This window comes from Litchfieldia alkalitelluris, assembly GCF_002153425.1.
Taxonomy (GTDB): Bacteria; Bacillota; Bacilli; order Bacillales; family Salisediminibacteriaceae; genus Evansella; species Evansella alkalicola.
In genome coordinates, this window is sequence record NZ_KZ119600.1 from 3,232,833 (window position 1) to 3,258,487 (window position 25,655).

Annotated in this window: 24 protein-coding genes and 2 tRNA genes; 4 read left to right on the forward strand and 22 right to left on the reverse strand. The window is 37.6% G+C overall.

Annotated elements, in window-relative coordinates; genetic code table 11:
• Positions 1 to 91: 91 nt before the first annotated feature.
• The 4 genes from lonB to BW724_RS15660 form a co-directional block, all read right to left on the reverse strand.
• Positions 92 to 1,774, reverse strand: a complete 1,683-nt coding sequence (gene lonB / locus BW724_RS15645; protein ID WP_088076118.1) for an ATP-dependent protease LonB — start codon at positions 1,772 to 1,774, stop codon at positions 92 to 94.
• 206 nt (positions 1,775 to 1,980) lie between these two features.
• Positions 1,981 to 3,258 carry an ATP-dependent protease ATP-binding subunit ClpX gene (gene clpX / locus BW724_RS15650; protein WP_088076119.1) on the reverse strand — a complete coding sequence of 426 codons (1,278 nt, stop codon included), beginning with the start codon at positions 3,256 to 3,258 and terminating at the stop codon, positions 1,981 to 1,983.
• A 536-nt stretch (positions 3,259 to 3,794) separates the two neighbouring features.
• Complete coding sequence (tig, locus tag BW724_RS15655) at positions 3,795 to 5,090, reverse strand: trigger factor (RefSeq protein ID WP_088076120.1); 1,296 nt, start codon at positions 5,088 to 5,090, stop codon at positions 3,795 to 3,797.
• Between the two features lie 109 nt (positions 5,091 to 5,199).
• Complete coding sequence (locus BW724_RS15660) at positions 5,200 to 6,252, reverse strand: tetratricopeptide repeat protein (protein ID WP_235849085.1); 1,053 nt, start codon at positions 6,250 to 6,252, stop codon at positions 5,200 to 5,202.
• A gap of 218 nt (positions 6,253 to 6,470) precedes the next feature.
• Here BW724_RS15660 and BW724_RS15665 point away from each other — a divergent pair, with 218 nt between their 5' ends.
• A complete protein-coding gene (locus BW724_RS15665; protein ID WP_088076122.1) occupies positions 6,471 to 6,893 on the forward strand; it encodes a hypothetical protein in 423 nt (140 codons plus the stop codon).
• A 167-nt stretch (positions 6,894 to 7,060) separates the two neighbouring features.
• Here the strand turns inward: BW724_RS15665 and BW724_RS15670 are convergent, their stop codons facing one another.
• Complete coding sequence (locus BW724_RS15670) at positions 7,061 to 8,263, reverse strand: HD-GYP domain-containing protein (protein ID WP_088076123.1); 1,203 nt, start codon at positions 8,261 to 8,263, stop codon at positions 7,061 to 7,063.
• A 240-nt stretch (positions 8,264 to 8,503) separates the two neighbouring features.
• On the opposite strand from BW724_RS15670, the gene BW724_RS15675 reads away from it, so the two are divergent.
• Both BW724_RS15675 and BW724_RS15680 read left to right on the forward strand, forming a co-directional pair.
• The gene (locus BW724_RS15675; RefSeq protein ID WP_088076124.1) at positions 8,504 to 9,124 is read left to right on the forward strand and encodes an N-acyl amino acid synthase FeeM domain-containing protein; all 621 of its coding nucleotides are present in this window, start codon (positions 8,504 to 8,506) and stop codon (positions 9,122 to 9,124) included.
• The gene (locus BW724_RS15680) at positions 9,124 to 9,879 is read left to right on the forward strand and encodes a ThiF family adenylyltransferase (protein ID WP_235848990.1); all 756 of its coding nucleotides are present in this window, start codon (positions 9,124 to 9,126) and stop codon (positions 9,877 to 9,879) included. Before BW724_RS15675 ends, BW724_RS15680 begins: the two co-directional genes overlap by 1 nt.
• Positions 9,880 to 10,130: 251 nt before the next feature.
• Here the strand turns inward: BW724_RS15680 and BW724_RS15685 are convergent, their stop codons facing one another.
• The 8 genes from BW724_RS15685 to BW724_RS15720 all read right to left on the reverse strand — a co-directional run bounded on the left by BW724_RS15685 (position 10,131) and on the right by BW724_RS15720 (position 15,726).
• Positions 10,131 to 11,048 carry an exonuclease domain-containing protein gene (locus BW724_RS15685; protein ID WP_088076126.1) on the reverse strand — a complete coding sequence of 306 codons (918 nt, stop codon included), beginning with the start codon at positions 11,046 to 11,048 and terminating at the stop codon, positions 10,131 to 10,133.
• Positions 11,045 to 11,524: a hypothetical protein gene (locus BW724_RS15690; RefSeq protein ID WP_088076127.1), complete on the reverse strand. Its 480-nt coding sequence runs from the start codon at positions 11,522 to 11,524 to the stop codon at positions 11,045 to 11,047. Before BW724_RS15690 ends, BW724_RS15685 begins: the two co-directional genes overlap by 4 nt.
• 425 nt (positions 11,525 to 11,949) lie before the next feature.
• Positions 11,950 to 12,026 (reverse strand) — tRNA-Arg (locus tag BW724_RS15695).
• A gap of 4 nt (positions 12,027 to 12,030) precedes the next feature.
• A tRNA-Gly gene (locus BW724_RS15700) sits at positions 12,031 to 12,104 on the reverse strand.
• Positions 12,105 to 12,369: 265 nt separating this feature from the next.
• Entirely contained in the window at positions 12,370 to 12,876 is a 507-nt protein-coding gene (locus tag BW724_RS15705; RefSeq protein ID WP_088076128.1) for a metallophosphoesterase family protein, read from the reverse strand.
• Between the two features lie 42 nt (positions 12,877 to 12,918).
• Complete coding sequence (locus tag BW724_RS15710; protein WP_088077965.1) at positions 12,919 to 13,512, reverse strand: XTP/dITP diphosphatase; 594 nt, start codon at positions 13,510 to 13,512, stop codon at positions 12,919 to 12,921.
• A gap of 2 nt (positions 13,513 to 13,514) precedes the next feature.
• Positions 13,515 to 14,297: a ribonuclease PH gene (rph, locus tag BW724_RS15715; protein WP_088076129.1), complete on the reverse strand. Its 783-nt coding sequence runs from the start codon at positions 14,295 to 14,297 to the stop codon at positions 13,515 to 13,517.
• A 280-nt stretch (positions 14,298 to 14,577) separates the two neighbouring features.
• Complete coding sequence (locus BW724_RS15720) at positions 14,578 to 15,726, reverse strand: GerMN domain-containing protein (RefSeq protein WP_088076130.1); 1,149 nt, start codon at positions 15,724 to 15,726, stop codon at positions 14,578 to 14,580.
• 336 nt (positions 15,727 to 16,062) lie between these two features.
• On the opposite strand from BW724_RS15720, the gene BW724_RS15730 reads away from it, so the two are divergent.
• Positions 16,063 to 17,055 carry a hypothetical protein gene (locus BW724_RS15730; protein ID WP_140354983.1) on the forward strand — a complete coding sequence of 331 codons (993 nt, stop codon included), beginning with the start codon at positions 16,063 to 16,065 and terminating at the stop codon, positions 17,053 to 17,055.
• Positions 17,056 to 17,070: 15 nt separating this feature from the next.
• On the opposite strand, the gene racE is transcribed toward BW724_RS15730, so the two are convergent.
• The 9 genes from racE to sdhA form a co-directional block, all read right to left on the reverse strand.
• A complete protein-coding gene (racE, locus tag BW724_RS15735) occupies positions 17,071 to 17,895 on the reverse strand; it encodes a glutamate racemase (RefSeq protein ID WP_088077967.1) in 825 nt (274 codons plus the stop codon).
• Between the two features lie 22 nt (positions 17,896 to 17,917).
• Positions 17,918 to 18,391: a MarR family winged helix-turn-helix transcriptional regulator gene (locus BW724_RS15740; protein WP_088076133.1), complete on the reverse strand. Its 474-nt coding sequence runs from the start codon at positions 18,389 to 18,391 to the stop codon at positions 17,918 to 17,920.
• Between the two features lie 573 nt (positions 18,392 to 18,964).
• Positions 18,965 to 20,680, reverse strand: a complete 1,716-nt coding sequence (ptsP, locus tag BW724_RS15745) for a phosphoenolpyruvate--protein phosphotransferase (protein WP_088076134.1) — start codon at positions 20,678 to 20,680, stop codon at positions 18,965 to 18,967.
• A complete protein-coding gene (locus BW724_RS15750) occupies positions 20,680 to 20,943 on the reverse strand; it encodes a phosphocarrier protein HPr (RefSeq protein ID WP_088076135.1) in 264 nt (87 codons plus the stop codon). The genes ptsP and BW724_RS15750 overlap by 1 nt, the downstream gene beginning before the upstream one ends.
• A gap of 231 nt (positions 20,944 to 21,174) precedes the next feature.
• Entirely contained in the window at positions 21,175 to 22,014 is an 840-nt protein-coding gene (locus BW724_RS15755) for a BglG family transcription antiterminator (RefSeq protein ID WP_088076136.1), read from the reverse strand.
• Positions 22,015 to 22,183: 169 nt separating this feature from the next.
• On the reverse strand, positions 22,184 to 22,408 hold the full coding sequence (locus tag BW724_RS15760) for a helix-turn-helix domain-containing protein (RefSeq protein WP_088076137.1): 225 nt from the start codon (positions 22,406 to 22,408) through the stop codon (positions 22,184 to 22,186).
• Positions 22,409 to 22,531: 123 nt separating this feature from the next.
• Positions 22,532 to 22,984 (reverse strand): acyl-CoA thioesterase, encoded by a 453-nt coding sequence (locus BW724_RS15765; RefSeq protein ID WP_088076138.1) that lies wholly within the window; start codon positions 22,982 to 22,984, stop codon positions 22,532 to 22,534.
• A 139-nt stretch (positions 22,985 to 23,123) separates the two neighbouring features.
• Complete coding sequence (gene sdhB / locus BW724_RS15770) at positions 23,124 to 23,885, reverse strand: succinate dehydrogenase iron-sulfur subunit (RefSeq protein WP_088076139.1); 762 nt, start codon at positions 23,883 to 23,885, stop codon at positions 23,124 to 23,126.
• Positions 23,882 to 25,651, reverse strand: a complete 1,770-nt coding sequence (sdhA, locus tag BW724_RS15775; RefSeq protein ID WP_088076140.1) for a succinate dehydrogenase flavoprotein subunit — start codon at positions 25,649 to 25,651, stop codon at positions 23,882 to 23,884. The genes sdhB and sdhA overlap by 4 nt, the downstream gene beginning before the upstream one ends.
• Positions 25,652 to 25,655 lie beyond the last annotated feature (4 nt).

The following is a 25,655-nucleotide window of genomic DNA, read 5'->3' on the forward strand; positions in this document are numbered from 1 at the left end:
GTCTAACAATGCCATTAAATACTATGAAGGACAGTGATTGTAATCCCCTCATAAGTACAAAGGACTTTGTAAAAGAAGGGGGTCTGACAGATTAGACCCCAGACTGACCTAAAGCAATGGAAGAAGCCTCAGGTAATGTTGCTTGTCCTGTCTCCTTAAACTTCTCTTCATTTACTAATGCTAAATTAAACACTTCATCAAGAGTTTCTACAGCATGGATTCGGATTCCTTCATATTCGTGTAAAATTGACTGTAAATTCGCTTTTGGAATAATCACTTCTGTTGCACCAGCTTGCTTTGCAGCTTCCACTTTCGCCACTACTCCACCAATTGGCTTAACATGTCCATGGATTCCCAATTCACCAGTCATTGCTATCTTATGAGAAACTGGGACTTTATGAATCGCAGAGTAAATGGCTGTTGCCATAGAGATACCTGCTGATGGTCCATCTACAGGTATTCCACCTGGGAAATTGACATGAATATCATAATCGAAAGTATTCTCACCCATGTTTCTAAGTACTGTCAGAACATTTTCAATCGAGCCTTTCGCCATACTCTTTCTTCTAACTTGACGCATTTGATTACCAGTACTCTCTTCTTCTGCAATTCCTGTTATGTTTATAGTTCCTTTTCCCTTATTCTCCATTACTGTAACTTCAATATCTAAAATGGATCCCATATTAGGTCCATATACGCCTAGACCATTTACAAATCCAATTTTATCTTCTTTATGGATTTGTTTTTCAGGCCTTGGTGCTTTTTGACTAGAATGGATAACCCACTCAACATCCCTTAACGTAATTCGCTCACGCCCTTCACTAGAAGCCATACCGGCAGCTAGCTGAATCGTATTTACTGCCTCCCTACCGTTTGAAGCATATCTTGCTGTTAGGTCGAAAACTTCCTCATCAACGGAAACACCGATTCTATCCACTGCTTTTCTTGCTACAATACAAATTTCAGATGGTGTCAGTGGTCTAAAGTATACTTCCATACAACGAGATCTTATAGCTGGTGGTATTTCTTCTGGAGACCTTGTTGTCGCACTAATAAGACGAAAATCTGCAGGAAGACCATTTTTAAAAATTTCATGAATATGTTCAGGAATTTGGTTATTTTCTTCACTATAATATGCACTTTCTAAAAATACTTTACGGTCCTCTAAAACCTTTAACAGTTTATTTAACTGGATGGAGTGTAACTCTCCAATTTCATCTATAAATAGAATTCCACCATGTGCCTTCGTTACAGCACCATGTTTAGGTTGTGGGATACCAGCTTGTCCCATTGCCCCTGCCCCCTGATAAATCGGATCATGTACAGAACCTATTAGAGGATCGGCTATGCCCCTTTCATCAAACCTAGCTGTTGCTCCATCAAGCTCTACAAAAACAGAATTCGGTTTAAATGGAGAAGAAGGATTCCTTTTAGCTTCCTCTAAGACCAGTCTTGCTGCAGCCGTTTTTCCAACACCTGGAGGTCCATATATAATGACATGTTGTGGGTTTGGTCCACATATCGCTGCTTTTAATGAACGAATACCATCTTTCTGACCTACAATATCATCGAAAGATTTCGGTCTGATTTTTTCTGACAGCGGTTCACTTAACCGAACAGACCTCATTCGTCTTAGTTGTTCCATTTCTTTTTTGGATTCTTTATCAACTGAAACCTTTTGTGTTCGTTGGTTTCTGAGCATATTCCAAAAATACAGTCCAATGACAATACCAAAAAAGAGTTGAATCGCAAAGGCAAGTCCTGTTAGATTCATTGGATAAACCCTCCTGTCCAAAATATGTTTGTGCTGATTAGTGTTTCCTTAACAAACATGGATAATCTTAAATATTACAGAAGGGAAGAATTTACATATAATGCTCAGTTTTGTAAGTGTAGAAAAAGTGCTGGAGCTAGACATGATTTATAGAGATTATATAAAAAGAAAAGCCTCCGATATATATCGAAGGCAATTCTCATCATTTATGCACTTTCTTTATTATCTTCTTTCTTTTCATCTGTGATCACTTTACCATCTTCAGATTCTAATATAGGTCGCTTGTTATTTTTGACCGTTTCATCTGTGATTTTACATTTTGCAATATCTTCTCTTGATGGAAGTTCATACATCACATCAAGCATGATACTTTCAATAATGGACCGTAAACCACGTGCACCGGTTTTACGTTCAATGGCTTGCTTTGCAACTTCACGTAATGCACCATCCGAAAACTCTAGTTCTACTTCATCAAGCTCAAGAAGCTTTTGATATTGTTTTACTAATGCATTTTTTGGTTTCGTCAAGATTTCCACCAATGCTTCCTCATCTAATGGCTCTAAGCTTGAAATAACTGGTAAACGCCCAATAAATTCAGGAATTAAGCCATAACGTAAAAGGTCCTCAGGTAAAATCTTAGATAAGTATTGACCTTCTTTTAAATCCTCTTGCGCCGTTTCTGAACCAAAGCCAATTACCTTTTTACCTAAACGACGTTTAATGATCTGTTCAATACCGTCAAATGCACCACCACAGATAAACAATACATTTGTTGTATCAATTTGAATAAATTCTTGATGTGGATGTTTACGTCCACCTTGAGGAGGCACACTTGCTGTCGTACCTTCTAAGATTTTCAACAACGCCTGTTGAACACCTTCACCAGAAACATCTCTAGTGATTGATGGGTTTTCAGATTTACGTGCAACTTTATCAATTTCATCGATATAAATAATTCCTCGCTCTGCTTTTTCAACATCATAATCAGCTGCTTGAATAAGCTTCAGAAGAATGTTCTCTACATCTTCACCAACATAACCCGCTTCTGTTAGAGAAGTTGCATCTGCAATAGCAAACGGAACATTTAAAATACGTGCCAATGTTTGGGCTAATAGTGTCTTACCACTACCAGTTGGACCAATTAAACAAATATTACTTTTAGCCAATTCCACTTCGTCGTTCTTTTTCGTGGAGTTTACTCTTTTATAGTGATTATAGACGGCTACAGATAAGGTCTTTTTTGCTTGATCCTGCCCGATAACATAATCGTTTAGAATTTCGCGAATTTCTTGTGGTTTTGGAATGTCTTCCATTTCCACTTCCTCTTCGCCACCTAATTCCTCTTCTACGATTTCAGTACATAATTCAATACATTCGTCACATATATACACACCAGGTCCGGCTACTAACTTCCTTACTTGGTCTTGTGTTTTGCCGCAAAAGGAACATTTCAACTGTCCTTTTTCTTCATTAAATTTAAACATATTGTTCACCCCTTACACAATAATAAAAACGAATTGCATTCACACTTCATAAGTTGTATATAAATTGAATTCCCTTTTATATTGATTTATTGATTTACTTATGTTTACATTGTACGTCGCTGCTCAATATTTTACTCAACAACTAACTGACTTTCATTCATAATAGAACGAAACCTACAAATCAACAGAGTATATCTCACTTTGAATTGTATCATAGTTTCCTGTAATACATTAAATCGAAACGCTTAATTAAGTAGCTGTACTAAATTTGCCATTGTTCAATTGATGTTTCATCAGAATAAACTATCATTTAAACTCTGTCAAACAGTATGCATTGAAAAAAATCCGTGTGGAGATTTGCACATTTACTGTATGGTATAAGAGATTATTGCTTTTTATAACCATACTACATCATGTTCTTAAATCCCACTTTTATGTAAAAATACTTTTCGTCATCATTCAGCAAAATTTTATTAAGTATGTATAAGGCAAGGCACGAAAGTCTTCATGCCTTGCCTTTCTTTTTTAATTAATGATTATTCTGCGATCTTAGCTTCTTCTACTAACAAATCCATGGCTTTACGAACTTTTAAGTCTTTCTTTAACGTATCTACGCCACCTTGCATTGCAAGAATTTGTTTTATTTCATCAGCTGAACGCTGGTATGTTGTAGCCATTTCCTCAATTTCTTTATCAACTTCTTCATCAGAAACTTCTAGATTCTCTGTTTCTGCAATAGCTTCTAAAGTAAGATTGATACGTACACGCTTTTCAGCATCTTCGTGGAACTGAGCTTTCATACCTTCTTCATCTGTCTGTGCAAATTGGTAATACATATCTAAAGACATGCCTTGCCCTTGTAGTCGTTGACCGAATTCTTGAAGCATACGATCTGTTTCAGACTCAACCATCGCTTCTGGAATGTCGATTTCTGCATTTTCAGCTGCTTTTTCGACAAGAGTTTCACGCTTATTTGCATCTGCCTCTTGGTCTTTACCTGTTTGAATTTTTTCACGAATATCCTTTTTAAGTTCTTCAAAAGTTTCTACATTTTCATTTGCATCCTTCGCAAACTCATCATCTAACTCTGGAAGATTTTTGCGCTTGATATCGTGTACTTTCACTTTAAATACAGCAGGCTTACCAGCTAAGTCTTCTGAATGATATTCTTCAGGGAATTCTACATTCACTTCAACATCTTCCCCTGCTTTTACACCAACAAGCTGATCTTCAAATCCTGGAATAAACTGGCCAGACCCGATTTCAAGAGAATAGTTTTCAGCTGTTCCGCCTTCAAAAGCTTCACCATTAACAAAACCTTCGAAGTCCATTACAACTGTATCGCCTGTTTCAACTTGTCCATCTTCCACTGCCACAAGCTCCGCATGACGTTCTTGTAATTGTTTTAATTCAGCATCAACATCTTCATCATATACTGTTGTGTCTGCTTCTTCCACCTCAAGACCTTTGTAGTCTCCAAGCTTTACTTCAGGTTTTACCGTTACAGTTGCTTTAAAAATTAAGTTTTGACCTTTTTCCATTTGATCAATATCAATATCTGGACGGTCAACTGGCTCTATTCCAGCCTCTTCTACTGCTTCTGAGTAAGCCTCAGGCAGTAAAATATCTAATGCATCTTGATATAATGACTCTACACCGAATTTTTGTTCAAAGATTGGACGAGGAATCTTCCCTTTTCTAAATCCAGGAACATTCACCTTCTTTACAACCTTCTTAAAAGCTTGATCTAATGCATTATCCACGCGCTCACTGTCAACTTCGACAGTTAATACGCCGGAGTTACCTTCTAATTTTTCCCAATTTGCACTCATGTATACTTTCCCTCCAACACTTAAAAAATAATACTTTTATGTTCTATGAATATACAACCCTTATATTATAACACACGTCGACATCATTTCAATTATTTCTATCAATGCATTATGTATGATGATTTTGTATCATATATAATTGGGATTCAATCCCCTTCATATGTTTTACAGCTTTCATTACCTCCGCTTCATCAGCAGAGTATCTTTTTGCAATTTTTCCTGCTTCCTCCTCACCATTCATTAATGAAACACCTGTAATATGTAACGCAGCAGCCCAAACAGAAGCATCTAATGGCTCCGGAGATTTAGGATAAAGGGCAAACAAGTAGTGCCACCAAACTTGCTGTACCATTTCAAACAGAGATGGGCTTTCCTGCCCTAATTCCCCTTCCAGTACTTGGATGACTCTTGAACCAAACTTTTCGTGAAACACATCTTCTAAATTTTCTATATGTACTTTAAAGGTTTCACCAAATTTATAAACTTCAAACGTCCCTTTTACATCTAATTCCATTAAAATTTGTAAAAGGTAGCTTTTTAGGACTGGATTATTATTCTTCCCTTTTAAAAATTCTTCATATGTTTTCTTTACTTCTTCCGTTTTTACTTGTTTTAATTTCTGAATAGCTCCCCATTGCTGTTCAGGTTTCCCTTGCTCTAATAAACGAATCCATTCCTCTTTGTTAGTAAGGCTATTAAATTCAGGTTCTTCTTCCATTAATGTCTCTATTTCTGAAGAGGAGTCTGTCATTTGTCTTGAAAATTCCAACAACTGGTAAAACGATTCTGCCATCTTCGGAGGAAGCTTTTCTTCAGAAATGACGCTTTCCAATATAGTTTCCACTTCTGAATAATTCCCTAATTGGACAAGCAAAGATACATATACTTGCAAAACTTCATAGTATTGTCCTACACCTTCATGCAGCATAGACTCACAATGTTTCTTTGCCTCTTCTAAGCGGTTTAATTCTATGTTTGTAATGACTAATCCATACCTTGCCTGTGATTGTGTATGCTCTAATTCAATTGACTGTTGAAAGTAATTCAATGCCTCATAATACTTTTTTTCTTTTAAAGCACTCATTCCTTTTTCAACTAACCGATCTACAAGCCCAGGGAATAGTACGATATTATCTTCATGTCCTTCTGTCTGCTTCCCCATGTTCACCTATCCACCTCCTTATCCATATCTTTTACTACCCTTCAGTTTATCAATTCGCTGTTTGAAAAACAAATAGAAAAAACTAATAAAGGAAACAAAGTCAACGCCATTATGTTCATAATATAGTTAATTTTGGATTCCTTGTTTCATCAATCAATTTATTGTTAATAATATGTAACACAAAACAAGGCAATACATCATAGAAAGAGGGTAATTTCATGCTCCAGGCAATCACATTAGTATTAATAGTAGCTATTATTCTCTATATCCCTATAATAAATAACCTGAAACCGCAACCAAATTTAACAGCAGTGAAAAAATCTGAAAGAGATCTACTAAAACCAAATGAAAGGTACTTATATGATTTTATTACCTCTCAAGGTTATTATGTAAGCTGTAGTGTAAACTCAGGGTTAGTCAAACTTTCGATGGCTTTGATTCCATTTCGCACAGCCATTATAACTAACAAAACGAGTCAATTTAATTTTGTTATCATGAAGTGGTATCTTAAGCTTCAAGGGTGGAAGGTTTACTATCTAAAAGGGGATAATACAGATTTGCACGAACTGAAAGAATTAAAGCACTTTCTAGAAAAACAATGTAGAGACTATAATAATGAAGATTATGGGAATGTCCAATGATTGAAGGACCAGGAGTGAGACCCCGCAGATGCTAAGCGGGAGTCTCACCAATCCTCCACGGTAAAGAAGACACTACGAAGAATGAGCATGTGTCGCACTTGTACGTTGCGTGAAAACAAGTAGTCTCCACCCAATTTAATTACTTAGGGTCTACATTCACGGTACCCCTATAATAAATCTGTAAGTGTTTCAAACTCGGATATTTCATCGTTCATCTCTTTATTAATTCTTATGAAATCTTCCTTCGCCTCTCTATTGAGGAGGTCAACCAACTCAGGGTCAAACTGCGATCCACTCCCAGAGTTTATCCGTTGGAAAGCTTCCTCAAGTGATAACTCCGACCTATAAGACCTTGTCGATGTCATGGCATCAAAGGCATCAGCAACTGCTATTACTCGGGCATCCAATGGGATTTCTTCCCCCTTTATTTTTGCAGGATAACCCTTTCCATCCCACCGTTCATGATGATAAAGAACTCCATTTTTTAAATACTGAAGTCCATCGATTTTCCCTACCATCTTAGCACCAACGACCGGATGCGTTTTAATGATATCAAACTCTTCCTTTGTCAATTCTCCAGTTTTTTGAAGAATAGTTTCAGGAACATTAATTTTCCCAATATCATGAACTAAGCAACTCCACCTGATTCGCTTCAAATCCTCAACGCCATAATCAGGTAATAACTTAGCCAGCGCCACAGCATATTCACTAACACGCTTACTATGTCCAAAGGTATATTGATCCTTTGCTTCCACAGACGTCACAAAACTATTCACCACATCTTCCACTGTTTTCTCCATCATCTCAATAACGAGTGTAACTTGACCTGAGTAGAGTCTTTGCACAGTTTTCAAAACAGTATAGCTTAAAGCAGCTAGGATCGTATAGACAAGAATTCGGTTAGAGATATCTATACTATCAATACGGAGGATGTCCGTTGGATAGTTAATGCTTAAAGTACTTAACACAATAAGACCTATAATCGAGTAAAAAATCAGTATTTTACGCTCACCATAAATTCCAGCAATTAACGGCATAAGCAAAATGAAACTCCATGACTCAGAGAATCCCGACGAAAAGTAAGCTACGATAAAAAGGAGGCCGCAGAAAAATAGCATGAAGGCCTGTTTCCATTCCGATCGAAGCTTAACTTTCCGTGAAACTGATTTGTAAACAAGTAATAATCCTAAACATGCAAGAAAAGGTGCCACATCTGCACGAGAGTAAGGTAGATCAAATAAAAGGAAAATAGTATTCCATGTACAGCTGATTATTAAGAAGATTGTGCAAATCCAAAATATATGGTTCGTTACTTTATTACGATGCTTGTGATAATAGTGGTTATATAATTGCTGTTGATATTCAATCATGTTGTCAGATTCATCTCCTGCTGTAATAACTCATCTAGGTTGATTATTTTAATATAATAAATTAAAGTGCGCCACTAATATAGCGAATAGATTTCTATGTAATATTTCCCGATAAAACGTTATTTTGGAAAAAATATTTATGGAATGGATTTACATGTTAATTTAGTTTTCTCTTCTTAACGCTAGTAAATGTGTGGAATATGAGTTTCACATAAATTTGCACGTTAAGGAGTGAGCGTTGTGAAAAAATCAAACTTTCAATACCAGTACCAGTTTGGTATTGCCTCTAATCAGGTGAGGAAAGAAGCTGTTGCACTACACAGAGCACGTTACCAAGATGTCGGATTTCTAAAAGACGATGAGGAGGATCCTTATGAAAACGATTCTGTTTATTTCGTTGCACAGGAAATGACCAGAAACCAAGTAGTGGGAGTGACCCGATTAATATTTCTGCCAGTCGAAAAATTACCAACTTTTACAAACTTTAATATCTATAACAAGGACTATACTAAACTGATCATGCTAGAGCCTGGCAGTTACGCTGAAATGAGTGCTTTTACAAAGATGAAAAACCACGACGTAGGTGTCTTTTTACTTGCTTCTATTTATCAATATTCTTACCAACATGGAATTACACACTGGTTTGCGAATATTGACGAACGAGTTTATCGGTATTTAAATCGAGTTTTCAGCGAAATATTTAAAGAAATCGGTAATCGAAGAGTATATATGGGATCCGTGTCTGTTCCATGTGTGGTGGATCTAGAAAATGCAATGATTCAGATGAAAGAGCGTCGGCCGAAGATTCATGAGTTATTTTTGAAAACGTCTTATCGAGAAATGGAGGTATTAAGCAAATAATGAAAGAACAGTTTTCTAGAAACTTAGGGATTATGACGGAGGAAGAGATAAAACAGTTGAACCAGTCAACAATATCAATAGCTGGGTGCGGCTGTATCGGTGGTTTTTCCGCGGAACTTTTAGTGCGTATAGGTGTTGAAAAAATTAAGTTGGCTGATCCTGATACCTTTGATGTTTCTAATATCAACAGGCAATGCGCTGCAACCTATGAAACGGTTGGTATGTTGAAAACAGATGCTTTAAAGTACCATCTATTTTCTATCAATCCAGAATTAGAGGTAGAGGTTTATTCAACCGGTGTTAATGAGGCAAATGTAGCTGAGTTTGTTTCAGGAGCCGATTACGTGATTGATGCCATCGATTATTTCAGCTTTCCAGAATCAGTTGCTTTACATCGAGCTGCTAGAAAAGCTGAGTTAAATGTCATCACTGCAGTCGCGTTAGGCTTTGGGACATCCGTTCTGACTTTTCGACCAGATGGAATGACTCTCGAAGAATATATAGGCATACCTGAAGATATTGAAATTGATGCTCTCAAGGGAATGACTTTTCCTGCGTCAAGCTATACTAATTACTTGCCTGCCTATGTAACGGAGGAAAAAATAACAGAGTGGCTAGAGAACAAAACGATACCAACAATTAGCGTTGGACAAGCTCTCGGTCCAGGGGCCCTAGTTTCACAACTAGTCCTCCACCTGTTAAATAGAAAAGAGCCAATATTCGTACCCGAAAAATATCAAATCCAGTTTGAATAACATAGACGGTTATTTTGTAGGTAAGAAGAGGCTGGGACAAAAGTGTTTTAACATATGAAATTATACGAACATTCGCTACGGAAATATACTTCGCTTTCCGCGGGCGGCTGGTGAGCCTCCTCGTGCTGCGCACTGTGGGGTCTCACCCTTGCCTTTAATCCCGCAGGAGTCTACGTATATTTCCTCCGCAAAAGTTATTATTGTTCGCAAATTACGTTAAACACTTTGGATATGTCCCAGTCTGTTTTTATTTACTTTACCATTATTAAAAACTCTTCTTCGCTAATAATCTCTATTTGATGCCCATCTTCAATCATCTTCTCTGCTTTTTTTAGTTTTGTCGATTTATTTCCTTTAATCATAACATTATCAAAGTCCCCTAAAACGATTATATCTGTTTCTTTATTTATTCCATTTTGTGGGAAAGCTCCTTTATTAGCTACAAATTCAGCTGCATGTTTTCTAGAATAAAAATTCAGCTTTCCTGTAAATACAACCTTTCTCCCATAAAAAGGGTTGTCACTCTCTGCCTCTTTGTTAACTTCAATACTCTTTAAATCTATTTTTTCAAATGAAAATCTCCGTTTAACTTTTGATGTTTTAAAAGTACCAAGTGATAATTTGCCGGGTTTTATATTTGTTTTCTCAAAAAGAGCCATTTCATCAGGTATTTGGAATTCATTCAAGAGGGCTAAGAATAACTCAGCACATGCTTTTGAATCATCTAAAGCGTTATGATGTTTTTTCAATTCAATGTTATATCTATGGCATAAAGTCTTTAATGTATATGACGGTAATCCAGGAAGCAATATCTTAGACAATTGATAGGAACATAAAAGCTTTTTAGGAACTGGTTCAATCCTATATCTAGCTATGTTATCCTGTAAGGCATAGCCATCAAATGGAAGGTAATGAGCAACCATCAACTTATTGTTTAGTTCGCTTTTGATGTCATTATAAAATGTATTAAAAGTTGGTGCGTTTGCTACGTCTCTTTCAGTGATTCCATGAATTGTAGTATTAAGTGAATCGAATATCGTTTCTGGGTTGATTAGCTGATAAACCTTATCTTTAATGGTGCCATCTTCAACAAAAATCATACCAACAGAACATATACTAAAGCGTTGAGAATTAGCAGTTTCAAAATCAAAAGCCACAAAACTTCTCATAGCACATGCTCCTTTCGATAATACTTTGTGAAATATGGGAATGTATTAAGGCCTCTTTCTCTCGGGTCTGCTAAATGTTCTGCAATAATTTCTAAGACTATTTCCGTCAACTCTTCTTTTGTTTCAGCAAAACAACTACGCCCAAAGCCAACGAAGCGGAACACATAAGCTCTACGTTTCTTGACTTCTCCGTTCTGCCCCTCATAGAACTCATAATGATATGATACATAACCAACTCTGTGTTTAATTCTCCAAAATTCAAAATCTAATAAATTTTTTAGGCTTTTGTATTCACTGGCTTCCTTAGTAAGATATTTGTAAGTTTTAACGCCATTGTCATTCAGATATAAAAGTGCATCTGCTTTGTCCCCAAAAGATTTTCTGCTGTTCGGTACATCATCAATTTCAGCAACATAATTCTCGTCAATAGGTCTACCAAGCTCAACATAATTTAAAAAATATAACTTCCCCTCCATTAATACCAGCTCCCCATGTTTTATGGAACGTACATTTTACCTAAGTTAATTTTACCAAAATCCCAACAACTTAGTAACCATGTTTTTCCATTTTATATAAAGATGTCCCATATGTTCATACCAGTGACTACACAGTAGACTATCCAAGGTCCAGCTTGAAACATCTTTAGGAGCAATGAGACTGAAGTCACATCTGCCTACACCATAGTAGTAATATCACCGAAGTCTTTCAGTGACCTCTCCTATAGTCATTCAATTGCAGTTTAATTATTAACTTTTAGTCATAAAAAAAACCTCCCGCTTCTAATATGGGAAGTTGATTTACACTGACAATTTTTTAGGAATATTTTATGTAAGTTCGAATACCTTTAGTTATCCATAATCTCGTCAAACCATTGTGGTTATTAAGTTTTCCAAAGAAAAAATGGCGTCCCAGGAGAGATTCGAACTCCCGACCGACGGCTTAGAAGGCCGTTGCTCTATCCAGCTGAGCTACTGGGACTTATTGGAGCGGGTGATGAGAATCGAACTCACATCATCAGCTTGGAAGGCTGAGGTTTTACCACTAAACTACACCCGCTTAATATCTTAACTTTAATTTCTTGTTACTACTTTGGTTCTGTTTTCATCCACTCGCCTTGATCATGTCTCTTCCTCTGCTAGCTATTGCTCTGACGTTTATCCGTCGAGACAACTCGTAGTGTATTCTGAGAAGTTATGCTCGTGGCTGAGGTTTTACCACTTAACTACACCCGCATTAAATCTTAACTTTGTATTCTTTTTTGTGGAGATTGTCATCAGCGACATATACTAATATAATACAATCCCCACATCAATGTCAACATCTATTTAAAAAAAGTTTTATTTAAAGTTTCTACTGGTTTGCCATCTATCGAATAGAAAGTCACATCTGTTTTTTCACTGTCATCTTCAAGGATGACGTATGTACCTACATTAACCTCTCTAGGTAGTCTCATGCTTCCAGGGTTTAATATGACAATGCCTTTCTCCTTCATTGCAACAGGAACGTGAGTATGTCCAAAGCAAACGACATCTGCCTGGACTTCTTCCCCTTTATAAATTAAGTTGATTTCAGTCATTTTAACATTAAGAAGATGTCCGTGACCAACAAAAAAACGCGTTCCTTTCACCTCTTTCGTCATTTCTTCAGGGAAGTCGCCAAAATCGCAATTTCCTTTTACTGAAATAACATTCTCTAGTTCAGGAGCAGTCTCTCTTAATTCAGAATCTCCACAATGAAAGATAACATCCACTTCTTTCTGATGGCGCTGCACTACTTGTTGGACTTCCTTTGTCCAACCATGACTATCACTTAAAATTAAAGCTCGCAACCTCCATCCCTCCCACATATATATTGACTTATTTTATCAACTTCAAACCATGCTATCCCATGCTTTTGCCAATTCCATTAGAGCATTGGCTCGATGACTGATTTTATTTTTTTCCCCTCTCGTCAGCTGGGCCATTGTTTTATGCAACGAAGGCAGATAAAAAAGAGGATCGTATCCAAAGCCTTGTTCGCCTCTTATTTCATCAGCAATAAGCCCTTCACAAGTGCCCCTTATTGTTTTCGTAGTCTCACCTGGTATGTATATAGCTAAAACACATACAAATCTAGCAGTTATATTTTCTTGCGGAATATCTTTCAGTTCATTTAATAATTTTTTATTATTTGCCTCATCACTTTTGTCTTCTCCTGCAAACCTTGCAGAATAGATACCTGGAGCACCATTGAGAGCATCAACTTCCAAGCCAGAATCATCTGCGATGACTACCTCTCCTATATGCTTACCTACAGTTTCAGCTTTTTTAATGGCATTTGCCTCAAAGGTACTTCCGTCTTCCACTACATCAATCGGATTCTCGATGTCCAACAAAGACTTTACTTGAATACCTTTCTCTGAAAAGAAAGCAGCAAACTCATCTACTTTTCCCGTATTTTTAGTTGCAATGAAAACTTGATTCACTTTCATTTTTTGTCACCAAGTGAACTATTTTCCGGAGTAATACTAGGTGTTGGCATATTTTCTGCAAATGATCCCATTGCCTCCTTTTGAATAGCAAAAAGATCACTAATACCCTTTTCAGCTAGCTGCAACATTTCATTTAATTGAGGATACGAAAAAGTCGCCTCTTCACCTGTCCCTTGAAGCTCTACAAATTCTCCATTACCAGTCATGACAACATTCATATCCACTTTTGCTTTTGAATCTTCCACATAATCCAAATCGAGAATCGGGCCTGATTTTTCATCTACTCCAACAGAGACAGCAGCTAAATACTGTTTAATGGGATATTTTGATATTGATTTTTGCTCCACCAATTTATTAAATGCAATTGCCATTGCAACAAAAGCCCCAGTTACAGATGCTGTTCTCGTACCGCCATCTGCTTGAATGACATCACAATCAATCCATACTGTTCGTTCGCCAATGAGATCTAAATTTACAACTGACCTTAAGGCTCTGCCAATAAGCCTTTGAATTTCCATCGTCCTACCAGAAAGCTTCCCTTTTGATGATTCTCGAATGTTCCTTTGATCTGTCGCTCTTGGTAGCATGGCATATTCAGCCGTAATCCACCCCTTGCCTTGTCCCCTCATAAATGGTGGAACCCTGTCCTCAATACTTGCAGAGCAAATCACTTTTGTATCACCAAAAGAAATTAATACGGACCCTTCAGGATGTTTTATGTAGTCAGTTTGAAGTTCTACTTTTCTCATTTCATTTACTGCTCTATTGTCATGACGCATGGAATCCACTCCTCTTATATTGGTTAACATTTTTCACTCCTATAATAAGTTTCACATTATAGCTAAGGAATATAAAGTTTTTTCACAAATATTTCATTACAAAAATGCTTGTTAAACTTTATCCCCGCCTTAAATCCCGCAGGAGTCTCTTACATTTCCTAAAAAACCAAAAGTGTAAATATCAACATTATCCTTTAACAAAGCCTACAAAAAAGAGGTAGCTCAACTGCTACCCCCTTAATAATATTAGTTTCTTTCTTCAATTTCAAATGATTGTTAATTAATATTCTCCAGTATTTACATTTGTAGGTCTTGAAACTGGTTCAGTTATCGTTTCTCCAGTACTCACCATAATCGTATCATCAGATTCTACTTGTATTGCTACATCTCGTACATCCGGTTGCTCAGTTAACGATAATACGAGCATATTCAATACATCTTGTGATACGGCAGTACCTTCTAATTGGCTTCTCAAAGCTTCATTAAAGTTTAAAGTTAATGTACCATTACTTGCAAGTTGTGGGTTATCTAACAACTCTACTTCCCTACTGAAATCATTAAGAAGTCCAGACATGAGAGCAGGGCCTTCTAATAATTCATTGACTACTGCTTCGTAGGAATCCATGTTGTTTGGAACTCTTCGCGTAACAGGTACATAATACGTTTGCAGGTCATCTGTTTGTGATAAGAAATAGACTACTACTGGCTTCGTATCAACTAGGTCAGAAACATTATCAGTCTCTAAGTTAATTCCATGCCCCCTAGTATAACCAGAAGAAATTGGCGTTCCATTTTGAGGCATTTCAGTTAATTCTTCTCCATTCATTCTTAACATCACTCGGTCCACATCATCTAACTGAGTTAATGTCCAAGTTAATGCTTGAAGTACTTGTAACTCTTGATCTGGATGGTACTCTGCAAAATGTTCAGATAGATCAACAGTAGCCACTCCATTTGAAACTTCTGAATCTAATACTTCTGTTCCTGGTGGCAATACTGCTTGAAAACCGTTTGGTAGCATCTCAGTAACAGGTCCACCCTGGACTAAATACTCTACCGCTGCTTGTACTTCATTTGAACTTCTTGGTATATTCATCGTTTGTGCAGCAACATAACCATTTCTGTCTAATAAGTATAATTCTGTCATAGCGGATTCAGTAACAGTCCCACCCTTTTCCTCTTCTATCTCTTCCGCTTCTTCATCAGTTATGCTACTGATCATGTCTTCCTCTTCGTTGTTTTCGTCCACCTCTCCTTGAACTTCAAGGCCTTCACCACCTTCAAGTTCTTCTCCTTCTTCAATATACTCTGTTTGAGGTGGGTCCATTTCCTCCAAAACATCATCTACTGGGTCCGTACCACCACAAGCAGCTAATGTTATGGCTGCAACTGGGAGCCACCATATTGATTTTAAATTTAAGCGACGCATCAAATTTCCCTCCTTGACAGTTTGTACTACTATATATACGAGCCTTCACTAAAAATAGACCAAGAAGTTATAAGAAAAGCGGAAGCGCCTTGGTCATCGGCCAAAAAACTGGACTGAGCCGAGTGAGATAAAGGAAACACAACGAACGGAGTTAGTTGATGTTGACTTATCGTAGACGAGGTGAAGGAAGTTTCTTGGGCCGATAGGCGCTGGAGCTAGACAATGAAAAGCGGAACAGCCCGGCCTTTGTTGTTCTGGGTCCTGATCATATTCTTTGGAAAACGATAAAGATTACGGGCTCTCGGAACTTTTACCGTATTCTATCAAATAACCAAAATGAAGACTCAAATCGCTTCGTTTCCTCATTTCAGTCTCCATTTTGAGAAAATGAAGACTCAAATCGCTTCGTTTCCTCATTTCAGTCTCCATTTTGAGAAAATGAAGACTCAAATTGCTCCGCACCCTCATTTCAGTCTCCATTCTGAAAAAATGAAGACTCAAATCGCTTCCCTTCCTCATTTCAGTCTCCATTTTGAGAAAATGAAGACTCAAATCGCTTCCCTTCCTCATTTCAGTCTCCATTTTGAGAAAATGAAGACTCAAATCGCTTCGCCCCCTCATTTCAGTCCCCATTCTGAAAAAATGAAGACTCAAATTACTGCGCCTCCTCATTTCAGTCCCCATTCTGAAAAAATGAAGACTCAAATCGCTTCGCCCCCTCATTTCAGTCCCCATTTTGAGAAAATGAAGACTCAAATCGATCCGCCCCCTCATTTCAGTCTCCATTTTGAGAAAATGCGGACTCAAATCGCTTCCCAGCCTTATTTCAGTCCCCATTCTGAAAAAATGAAGACTCAAATCGCTTCGCCTCCTCATTTCAGTCCCCATTCTGAGAAAATGAAGACTCAAATCGCTTCCCTGAGTCATTTCAGTCTCCATTCTGAAAAAATGAAGACTCAAATTACTGCGCCTCCTCATTTCAGTCCCCATTCTGAAAAAATGAAGACTCAAATCGCTTCGCCCCCTCATTTCAGTCCCCATTTTGAGAAAATGAAGACTCAAATCGATCCGCCCCCTCATTTCAGTCTCCATTTTGAGAAAATGCGGACTCAAATCGCTTCCCAGCCTTATTTCAGTCCCCATTCTGAAAAAATGAAGACTCAAATCGCTTCGCCTCCTCATTTCAGTCCCCATTCTGAGAAAATGAAGACTCAAATCGCTTCCCTGAGTCATTTCAGTCTCCATTCTGAAAAAATGAAGACTCAAATTGCTCCCCTTCCTCTTTTCAGTCTCCATTCTGAATTCGAAGCCATAGAAAAAGGTATGTAAAAAGCAAGTTGCTTCTTACATACCTTTTTCTTTTATAACAGATAATAAATCTGTCCGCTTAACTGTAATGTCATCTATAGACAGCCAGTCTCTTGCAATTTTTTCGAAAGTATCTATTGGACCTGTAGTATAAAAAAGATAGTTTGGTTCTGGGCGTTCACCAGTAAATAATAAATTCTCAAAATATAATAATGCACTTACTTCTCTTGCAGTTTCATCACCAGAGGAAATTATTTCTATTCCTTCTCCTGCTATCTCTTGAATAACAGGCGCTAACAGTGGATAATGTGTACAGCCTAGAATTAGACTGTCAATTGGTGTTTGTAGAATAGGCCTTAGTGAAGCTTCTATGATTCGTTTAGCTTCTTCTCCAGAAAACATCCCCTTCTCTACTAAAGGAACGAGGGCCGGGCATGCAAGACTTTCCACCTTCACATTAGAACTGATTTTAGTCAGTTCTCGAAAATATGCACCACTATTAATCGTACCTTCTGTTCCAATTACACCAACATGATCATTTTGCGTAACCTTTAATGCTGCAATTGTACCAGGGTGAATAACACCAATTACAGGTATAGAAAGTCTTTCCTTTGCCTCTTCCAAAACAACTGCCGTAGCTGTGTTACATGCAATAACTAACATCTTAATTTCATGCTTGAGTAAGTAATCTATCATTTCCCAAGTGTATTTTCTAACTTCCTCTACTGGTCTGGGACCATACGGACAACGGTCGGTATCCCCAATATAGATGATTTCTTCTTTTGGTAGTTGTCTAATTAATTCAGAAACTACGGTTAACCCACCGACTCCTGAATCAATTACGCCTATTGGTTTTTCCACTAATATTCGTCCTCTTTCATTTTTAAAATGATTTCCAGGTTTTTGCATCACGTTTCATTTCATCATTTAAGATACTTAAACTCTTCTCTAAAAAATCAACATCTTCCTTCGAAAAGTTTTCCAAGACTCCTTGCAGATAAACTTGACGCTGATGAATAACTTCCTGAATAATCGTTGCTCCCCTATCCAATAAATGAATTCTTACGACTCGCCTGTCATTTGTATCCTTGACTCTCTCCACTAGTTCATTTTTCTCCATCCTGTCTACTAAATCAGTCGTTGTACTGCATGCCAGGTACATTTTAGACGACAACTCTCCGATAGTCATATCACCATATTCATGTAACCATTGCAACGCTATAAACTGTGGAGGGGTAATTGGGAACTCATTTAAAATTCCTCTACCTTTTTGCTTTACAATATCAGCAATCATTCGTAATGATTTTTCAATATGCTCTACTTGATTAATCTGTATTTCATTCTTTGAATTAGTCATTTTATCCCTCCTTCGTATAACGAAATATGTATTATACTTATTTTCTTTGTTTTCGCTAATAAATTCAAGTAAAAGTCCTTAAAGTACACTTTGTTTTAATATAAAACATATTTTTCACTACCGCAATAAGAAAATGTAAAACACGCTCGAAGCCTCTTGTCAGCTTCTTCACGAGAAAGGGAGTAGCCTGCAACAAGTCCAATTTCATGATGTTATTTTCACAGTAGATTTCCATGCAATGGAAATGTTGCACCATGTACGATGAAAAATTAATTTCTATATTTTGTTGGAACAAACGGAGGTTTACGAAGCAACTGTCTCTTCCTCTACGAGCATATGCTACGAAGCGTATCCGTCGAGACAACTCGAAGCATATTCGTGATGTAAACGCTCGTTCCTGTGGGAACAGCGGGCCAGGCAAGACCCCGCAGGAACGAGGAGGACAAGCGGCATGCCCACGGAAAGGGAGTAAACCGTAGGTTGTTCCAACAAACCTTATTTCACAGTAGACAAAGTAAAAGACACCTCAATAAAGTATTTTTCAACTATATTGAGGTGTCTTTATGAACATTTTTAAAAAAATGATTGTTTAACAAGCTCTTGCACTTCTTCTGATGTGTTCATGGTTAATGCCTTTAATGCAATTTTCTCCGCTTCCACACGTGTTAGATTGGCAAGCTGCGTTCTTGCTGGTAAAACAGAAGTAGCACTCATACTGAACTCATCAAGTCCAAGTCCGAGTAGTAGGGGAATCGCCACTTCATCTCCAGCCATTTCCCCGCACATTCCAGTCCATTTCCCTTCACGGTGAGAGGCATCAATAACCATTTTTACAAGTCGCAAAATTGCTGGATTATACGGTTGATATAAATACGATACTTTCTCGTTCATTCGGTCTGCTGCCATTGTATACTGAATCAAATCATTTGTACCAATACTAAAGAAATCAACTTCCTTTGCGAATTGATCTGCTAAAACAGCAGTAGAAGGAATTTCAACCATAATACCAATTTCCATATCCTTATTTGTTTCTACACCTTGCTTTTCAAGGGAAGCTCTCTCCTCTTCAAGGATTTGTTTTCCTTGACGGAACTCATCTATCGTAGCAATCATTGGGAACATGATTTTTAAGTTTCCATATGCACTTGCACGTAACAAAGCACGGAGTTGAGTACGGAACATGTCGTCCTTTTCTAAGCATAGTCTTATGGCACGGAACCCTAAGAACGGATTTAACTCCTTAGGTAAATCTAAATATGGGAGTTCCTTGTCACCACCGATATCTAATGTACGAATGACTACAGGTTTCCCTTCCATTGCCTCGACTACTTTTTTATAAGCAGTAAATTGCTCTTCTTCTGTTGGAAGGTCGTTTCTTCCCATATAAATGAATTCAGTACGATAAAGACCAACACCTTCAGCACCATTATTTAATACACCTTCTATATCGTTTGGTGTACCAATATTTGCTGCCAATTCTACATGATGGCCATCTTTAGTTACTGTCTTTTCATTTACTAGCTTAGCCCAGACTTTTTTCTGTTCCTCATAATCAGCCTGCTTCTTCTTATAAGAATCTAATTCAGCGTCAGTTGGATTTATAATAACATTACCGTCAATTCCATCTACAATGACTAATTCATTTTGTTCGACTGTTTCCGTTACTGTTTTTGTGCCTACTACGGCAGGTATTTCCATTGATCGTGCCATAATTGCGGAGTGCGAAGTTCTTCCCCCAATATCAGTAACAAAGCCTTGTACAAAATTTTTGTTTAACTGTGCTGTATCAGACGGAGTTAAGTCCTCTCCGATAATAATTACTTCTTCATCAATTTCCGCTAATGAAACTATCTGCTTTCCAAGAATATGAGCTAAAACACGCTGTGATACATCACGAATATCTGCAGCACGTTCTTTCATGTATTCATTATCCATAGACTCAAACATAGAAATAAATTGATCAGCCACTTCTTTCAATGCATATGCTACATTCACGCTTTCTTCTTTTACCTTTTGGCGAATAGTATCTACTAGCTCAGGATCGCTTAAGACAAGGAGATGAGCTGCAAATATTTCTGCATGCTCTTCTCCAAGCTCCTTCCTTGTTTTCTCCTTAATTACTTCTAATTCACCCTTCGAAGTCTCTAAGGCATTGTTAAAGAGATCAAGCTCTGCTTCAATATTTTCAACAGACTTTCTTTCAACTGTTAAATCCGGATTTTCTAAACGAAAGCCTTTACCAATTGCAATTCCTGCAGATGCTCCAATACCCTTCAGCTTTTTTGACATTACTCTGCAAGTCCGCCCTTCATTACTTCATCTAACCCTTGAAGGGCTTCTTCTGCATCCGGACCTTCTGTTTTAATTGTTACTTCTCCACCTTGTGGAATCCCTAGAGACATGACACCCATAATTGATTTTAAGTTTACTGATTTTCCGTTATAATCCATTGTAACCTCTGATTCAAATTGTCCTGCCTTGTTCACTAACTGTGTTGCTGGTCGTGCATGAACCCCTGTGTCTGCTGTGATTTTATACGTTTTTTCTGCCATTTTAAAACACTCCTTTATTTAATATAAAAATTGTTTGATTGATAAAAAATCCATATAACGAAACCCTCAGTTTATTAATACCCAAGACTTGTCTACTTCACGCTAAAATCGACAAAAAAAGCATGAGTGAAGAAAGTATATGGACGCCGTTACTATTTTTTAACGTAACAAAGCTCCTATACATCACTTCACTCATGCCTGATCGAATCAGTTACACGTAAATGTGACTGCTTATTCATTTAATAAACGCTGCAAATGAATTGTTATATAAATAACCTCCACATCAGCAATTTCAGTATGGACTGTTTTCTCAATCATTCTAGCAATATTTCTGGCTAAATTGTAACATAAAGGACTATCTTCCTTCAATAATTTAATAACTTTCTCTTCAATTTCAAATTCGTCCTTCATTCCCCTCTCCAACATTTCCTTTAAGTGTTGGACAAAACGTTTATAAGGAATACTTTCTTTTTGTAACGAATAGCCTGTTTTTTCTTCCACATAAGATAAACAGTTAGATATAATCTCTGCTGTTTCTCTAGGTTTATTCTTCGATTGGTCACGAATCGCACTTTGAATATGCAGGGCTATGAATCCAACTTCTTCTTTAGGAAGAATAACATTCATTTTTCTTCCTATAAATTGCACTACCTCTTCTGCAGCTTGAAATGATTTACTATAAAGCCATTTCGTTTCCCACAAAAACGGATTTTGAATATCTATGCCCTTCTGTATTCTATCTATAGCTAGTAACATATGCTGTGATAATGCGAAGTGAATTCTCTCGTGAAGGTCAACCCCTAGAATATCCCTAATTTTCTCAATAGCTTCATGGATGACAAGTAAGACTTCTTCCTGCCCTTTTCCTATAAGTTTTTTATATTTTTCTTGTTCAGATTGATCAACTAAGGTAAAAACCTTTTCAAATTCATTCAATCTGTCACCCTTCTTTTTACCAAATCCAATGCCCTTACCTATTAATATAACTTCTGCACCATCATCTGATGACTGAGCAATAATTACATTATTATTTAAAGCTTTAGTAAATTGATATGATTCCTTCACTTTCATTTCCTACTCCCTCAAAAATTCTACGTATAAAGTTACGTGAGGTACTGATTCACATAATAACAGGTTTTTAACGAAGTAGAAATGAAAAAGAAAAAACTTGAGAACAGTTCTGTCCCCAAGTCTGAAAGTAAATTGAAACCGGCTCCGATGAAACTGGAGCCGACTACCATCAAATCTTCAGTTCCCCTAATCGAACCAATTCAATGACTGCTTGAGAGCGCCCCTTTACTCCCAGCTTCTGCATTGTATTCGAAATATGATTACGAACCGTTTTTTCACTGATAAAAAGCTGTGCTGCGATTTCTTTCGTAGTTTTATCTTGAACAAGTAGTTCAAAAACTTCTCGCTCTCGCTTCGTTAAAAGCGGCTTAGGACGGAACTCGTGTTCTTTCAATAGATTCACCCTTTCTTGCATGGGCTGCTTCATTGCATGCTTTGGGTAGTATTTAGTCATCATTATCTTATGTAGCTATAAGATTTTACGTGACAGTGAAGCCGCCCCTACAAGAGAGATTTTTTATATTGTTTTTAATAAATTTTCTTTAACCTTATCGCTCCAAGGTATAGGTTTCTTTTTCTCGCGGTCAATCTGTACAATACGTCCTCGACCAGTATGGCAGATTTCTTCTTTTGAATTTGTGATCATGTAATGAATATCAACAGATGAAGTCCCGACATGAGCTACCTTCACTCCCACTTGTAATTCTTCATCAAAAAATACCTGTCTCAAATAATCACAATGTAAATCTGCAACAACTGGGATACTACTTCCATTCGAAGTAAACCATTCATCTGATAATCCACAGTCTTTGAAAAAATTAATTCGAGCCTGCTCAAAATAAACGAATGTTTTCGTATTGTTCAAGTGTCCAAATGCATCAGTTTCTGAAAACCTTACTGTTATTGGGCATTTATATTTAAAGCCTTTCACCCATTGCTCCATATCTTCAATATAATCTGGTATTGCCATAGTTAACACTCCTTTTTTAATTCTACACCATCTTACGTTTTAAAAACGAATGAGCATTCATTCATTATACTGTTATGAAAAAGGCTAGGACATTAGTGTTTTTCTCTAATAACACTACATGTCCCAGCCTATTCAATTATTAGATGCGGTCACTACCAAAGAAATTCTTGAATGATTGTAACGTCGTATCTCTATTTAACGCAGCAATGGACGTTGTTAACGGAATTCCTTTAGGGCATGCTTGAACACAGTTTTGCGAGTTACCACAGTTTGTTAAGCCGCCTTCTCCGTCCATAATCGTCTCTAATCTTTCCGCCTTATGCATTTCTCCAGTTGGATGTGCATTAAATAAGCGAACTTGAGATAGTGCAGCAGGACCGATAAACTCTGATTTACTGTTTACGTTCGGACAAGCTTGGAGACAAACACCACAAGTCATACATTTTGATAATTCATATGCCCATTGTCTCTTAGGTTCAGGCATGCGTGGTCCAGGTCCTAAATCGTACGTACCATCAATAGGAATCCAAGCCTTAACACGTTTTAATGAATCGAACATACGACTTCGGTCAACAACTAGGTCCCGTGTCACTGGGAATGTGTTCAAGGGCTCTAGTTTAATTGGTTGTTCTAGTTTATCTATTAGGGCAGAACAAGATTGTTGTGGCTTGCCATTGATAACCATAGAACATGCGCCACATACTTCTTCCAGACAGCTTGAATCCCATGCAACTGCTGTAGTAGCTTCCCCTTTATCGTTAACGGGATTTCGGCGGATCTCCATTAATGCAGAAATGACATTCATGTTCTCACGATAAGGAATGTTAAAAGTCTCAAAATACGGATCACTATCATGTGTTTTTTGACGTTTAATCTTTAACGTGATTGTTTTTTCACTCATGCTTTTGCACCTGCTTTCTTTTTCGAAGTGTAGTCTCGTTTACGAGGTTTAATTAAAGAAACATCTACATCTTCATATTCAAAATCAGGTCCTGAATTAGCTGCGTTATATTTCGCTTTTGTAGTTTTTAACCACTCTTCGTCATTTCGGTCTGGGAACTCAGGTTTATAGTGAGCACCACGGCTTTCGTTTCTGTTATAAGCTCCTAGAGTAATAACTCTTGCTAGGTCTAACATACCGCCAAGCTGACGTACGAATGCAGCACTTTGGTTACTCCATTTCGCTGTATCGTCCATGTTTATATTTTGATAACGTTCCATCAACTCTTGGATTTTTTCATCTGTCTTAAGTAGTTTATCATTTTCACGAACAACTGTTACGTTATCCGTCATCCAAGATCCAAGCTCTTGATGAAGTTTAAATGCATTCTCAGTTCCATCCATTTTCAAGATAGATTCAAATTCTTCCTGATCCTGCTTCACTTGCGAATCATATACTTGAGAAGATACATCTTCTGAAGTCTTTTCAAGACCTTGAATATATTCAATTGCCTTAGGACCTGCTACCATACCACCGTAAATTGCAGAAAGTAAGGAGTTAGCCCCTAGGCGGTTTGCACCGTGCTGTGAATAATCACATTCCCCTGCAGCAAATAATCCTGGAATATTTGTTTGCTGTTCGAAGTCAACCCATATACCACCCATGGAGTAGTGAACAGCAGGGAATATCTTCATTGGTACCTTACGTGGGTCGTCACCCATGAATTTTTCATAGATTTCCATAATCCCACCAAGCTTAATATCTAGTTCTTTCGGATCTTTATGGGAAAGATCCAGGTAAACCATATTTTCACCATTAATTCCAAGCTTCTGATCAACACATACGGAGAATATTTCACGTGTTGCAATATCACGTGGTACTAAGTTTCCGTAAGCTGGATATTTTTCTTCTAGGAAGTACCAAGGCTTTCCATCTTTATACGTCCAAACACGTCCACCTTCACCACGAGCTGATTCACTCATTAGTCGCAGCTTATCATCACCTGGTATGGCAGTTGGATGAATTTGAATGAACTCGCCATTTGCATAGTAAGCACCCTGCTTATAAACCGCAGCTGCAGCGTAACCAGTGTTAATCATGGAGTTTGTAGATTTACCAAAGATAATTCCTGGTCCACCAGTTGCCATAATTACGGCATCGGCTTTAAAAGATTCTATTTCAGATGTATTTAAGTTTTGTGCAGTTATCCCTCTACAAGCACCTTCGTCGTCTAAGACAGCGTGTAGGAATTCCCAACCTTCATGCTTTTTGACCAGTCCAGCTACCTCATGACGGCGTACCTGCTCATCAAGAGCATATAGTAATTGCTGACCAGTAGTTGCACCTGCAAATGCTGTACGGTGATGTTGAGTTCCACCAAATCTTCTAAGGGCAAGTATTCCTTCTCCTGTCCTGTTAAACATAACTCCCATACGATCCATCAAATGAATGATACCAGGAGCTGCGTCACACATTGCTTTTACAGGGGGCTGATTTGCAAGGAAGTCTCCACCATATACAGAATCATCAAAGTGCTCCCAAGTGGAATCCCCTTCCCCCATCGTATTCATTGCTCCATTTATGCCTCCTTGAGCACAAACAGAGTGTGATCGTTTTACTGGTACTACTGAAAATAGTTCCACAGCCACACCTGCTTCAGCAGCTTTTATCGTGGCCATCAGTCCGGCTAAACCACCGCCAACAACGATAATTTTACCTTTGCTCATATAA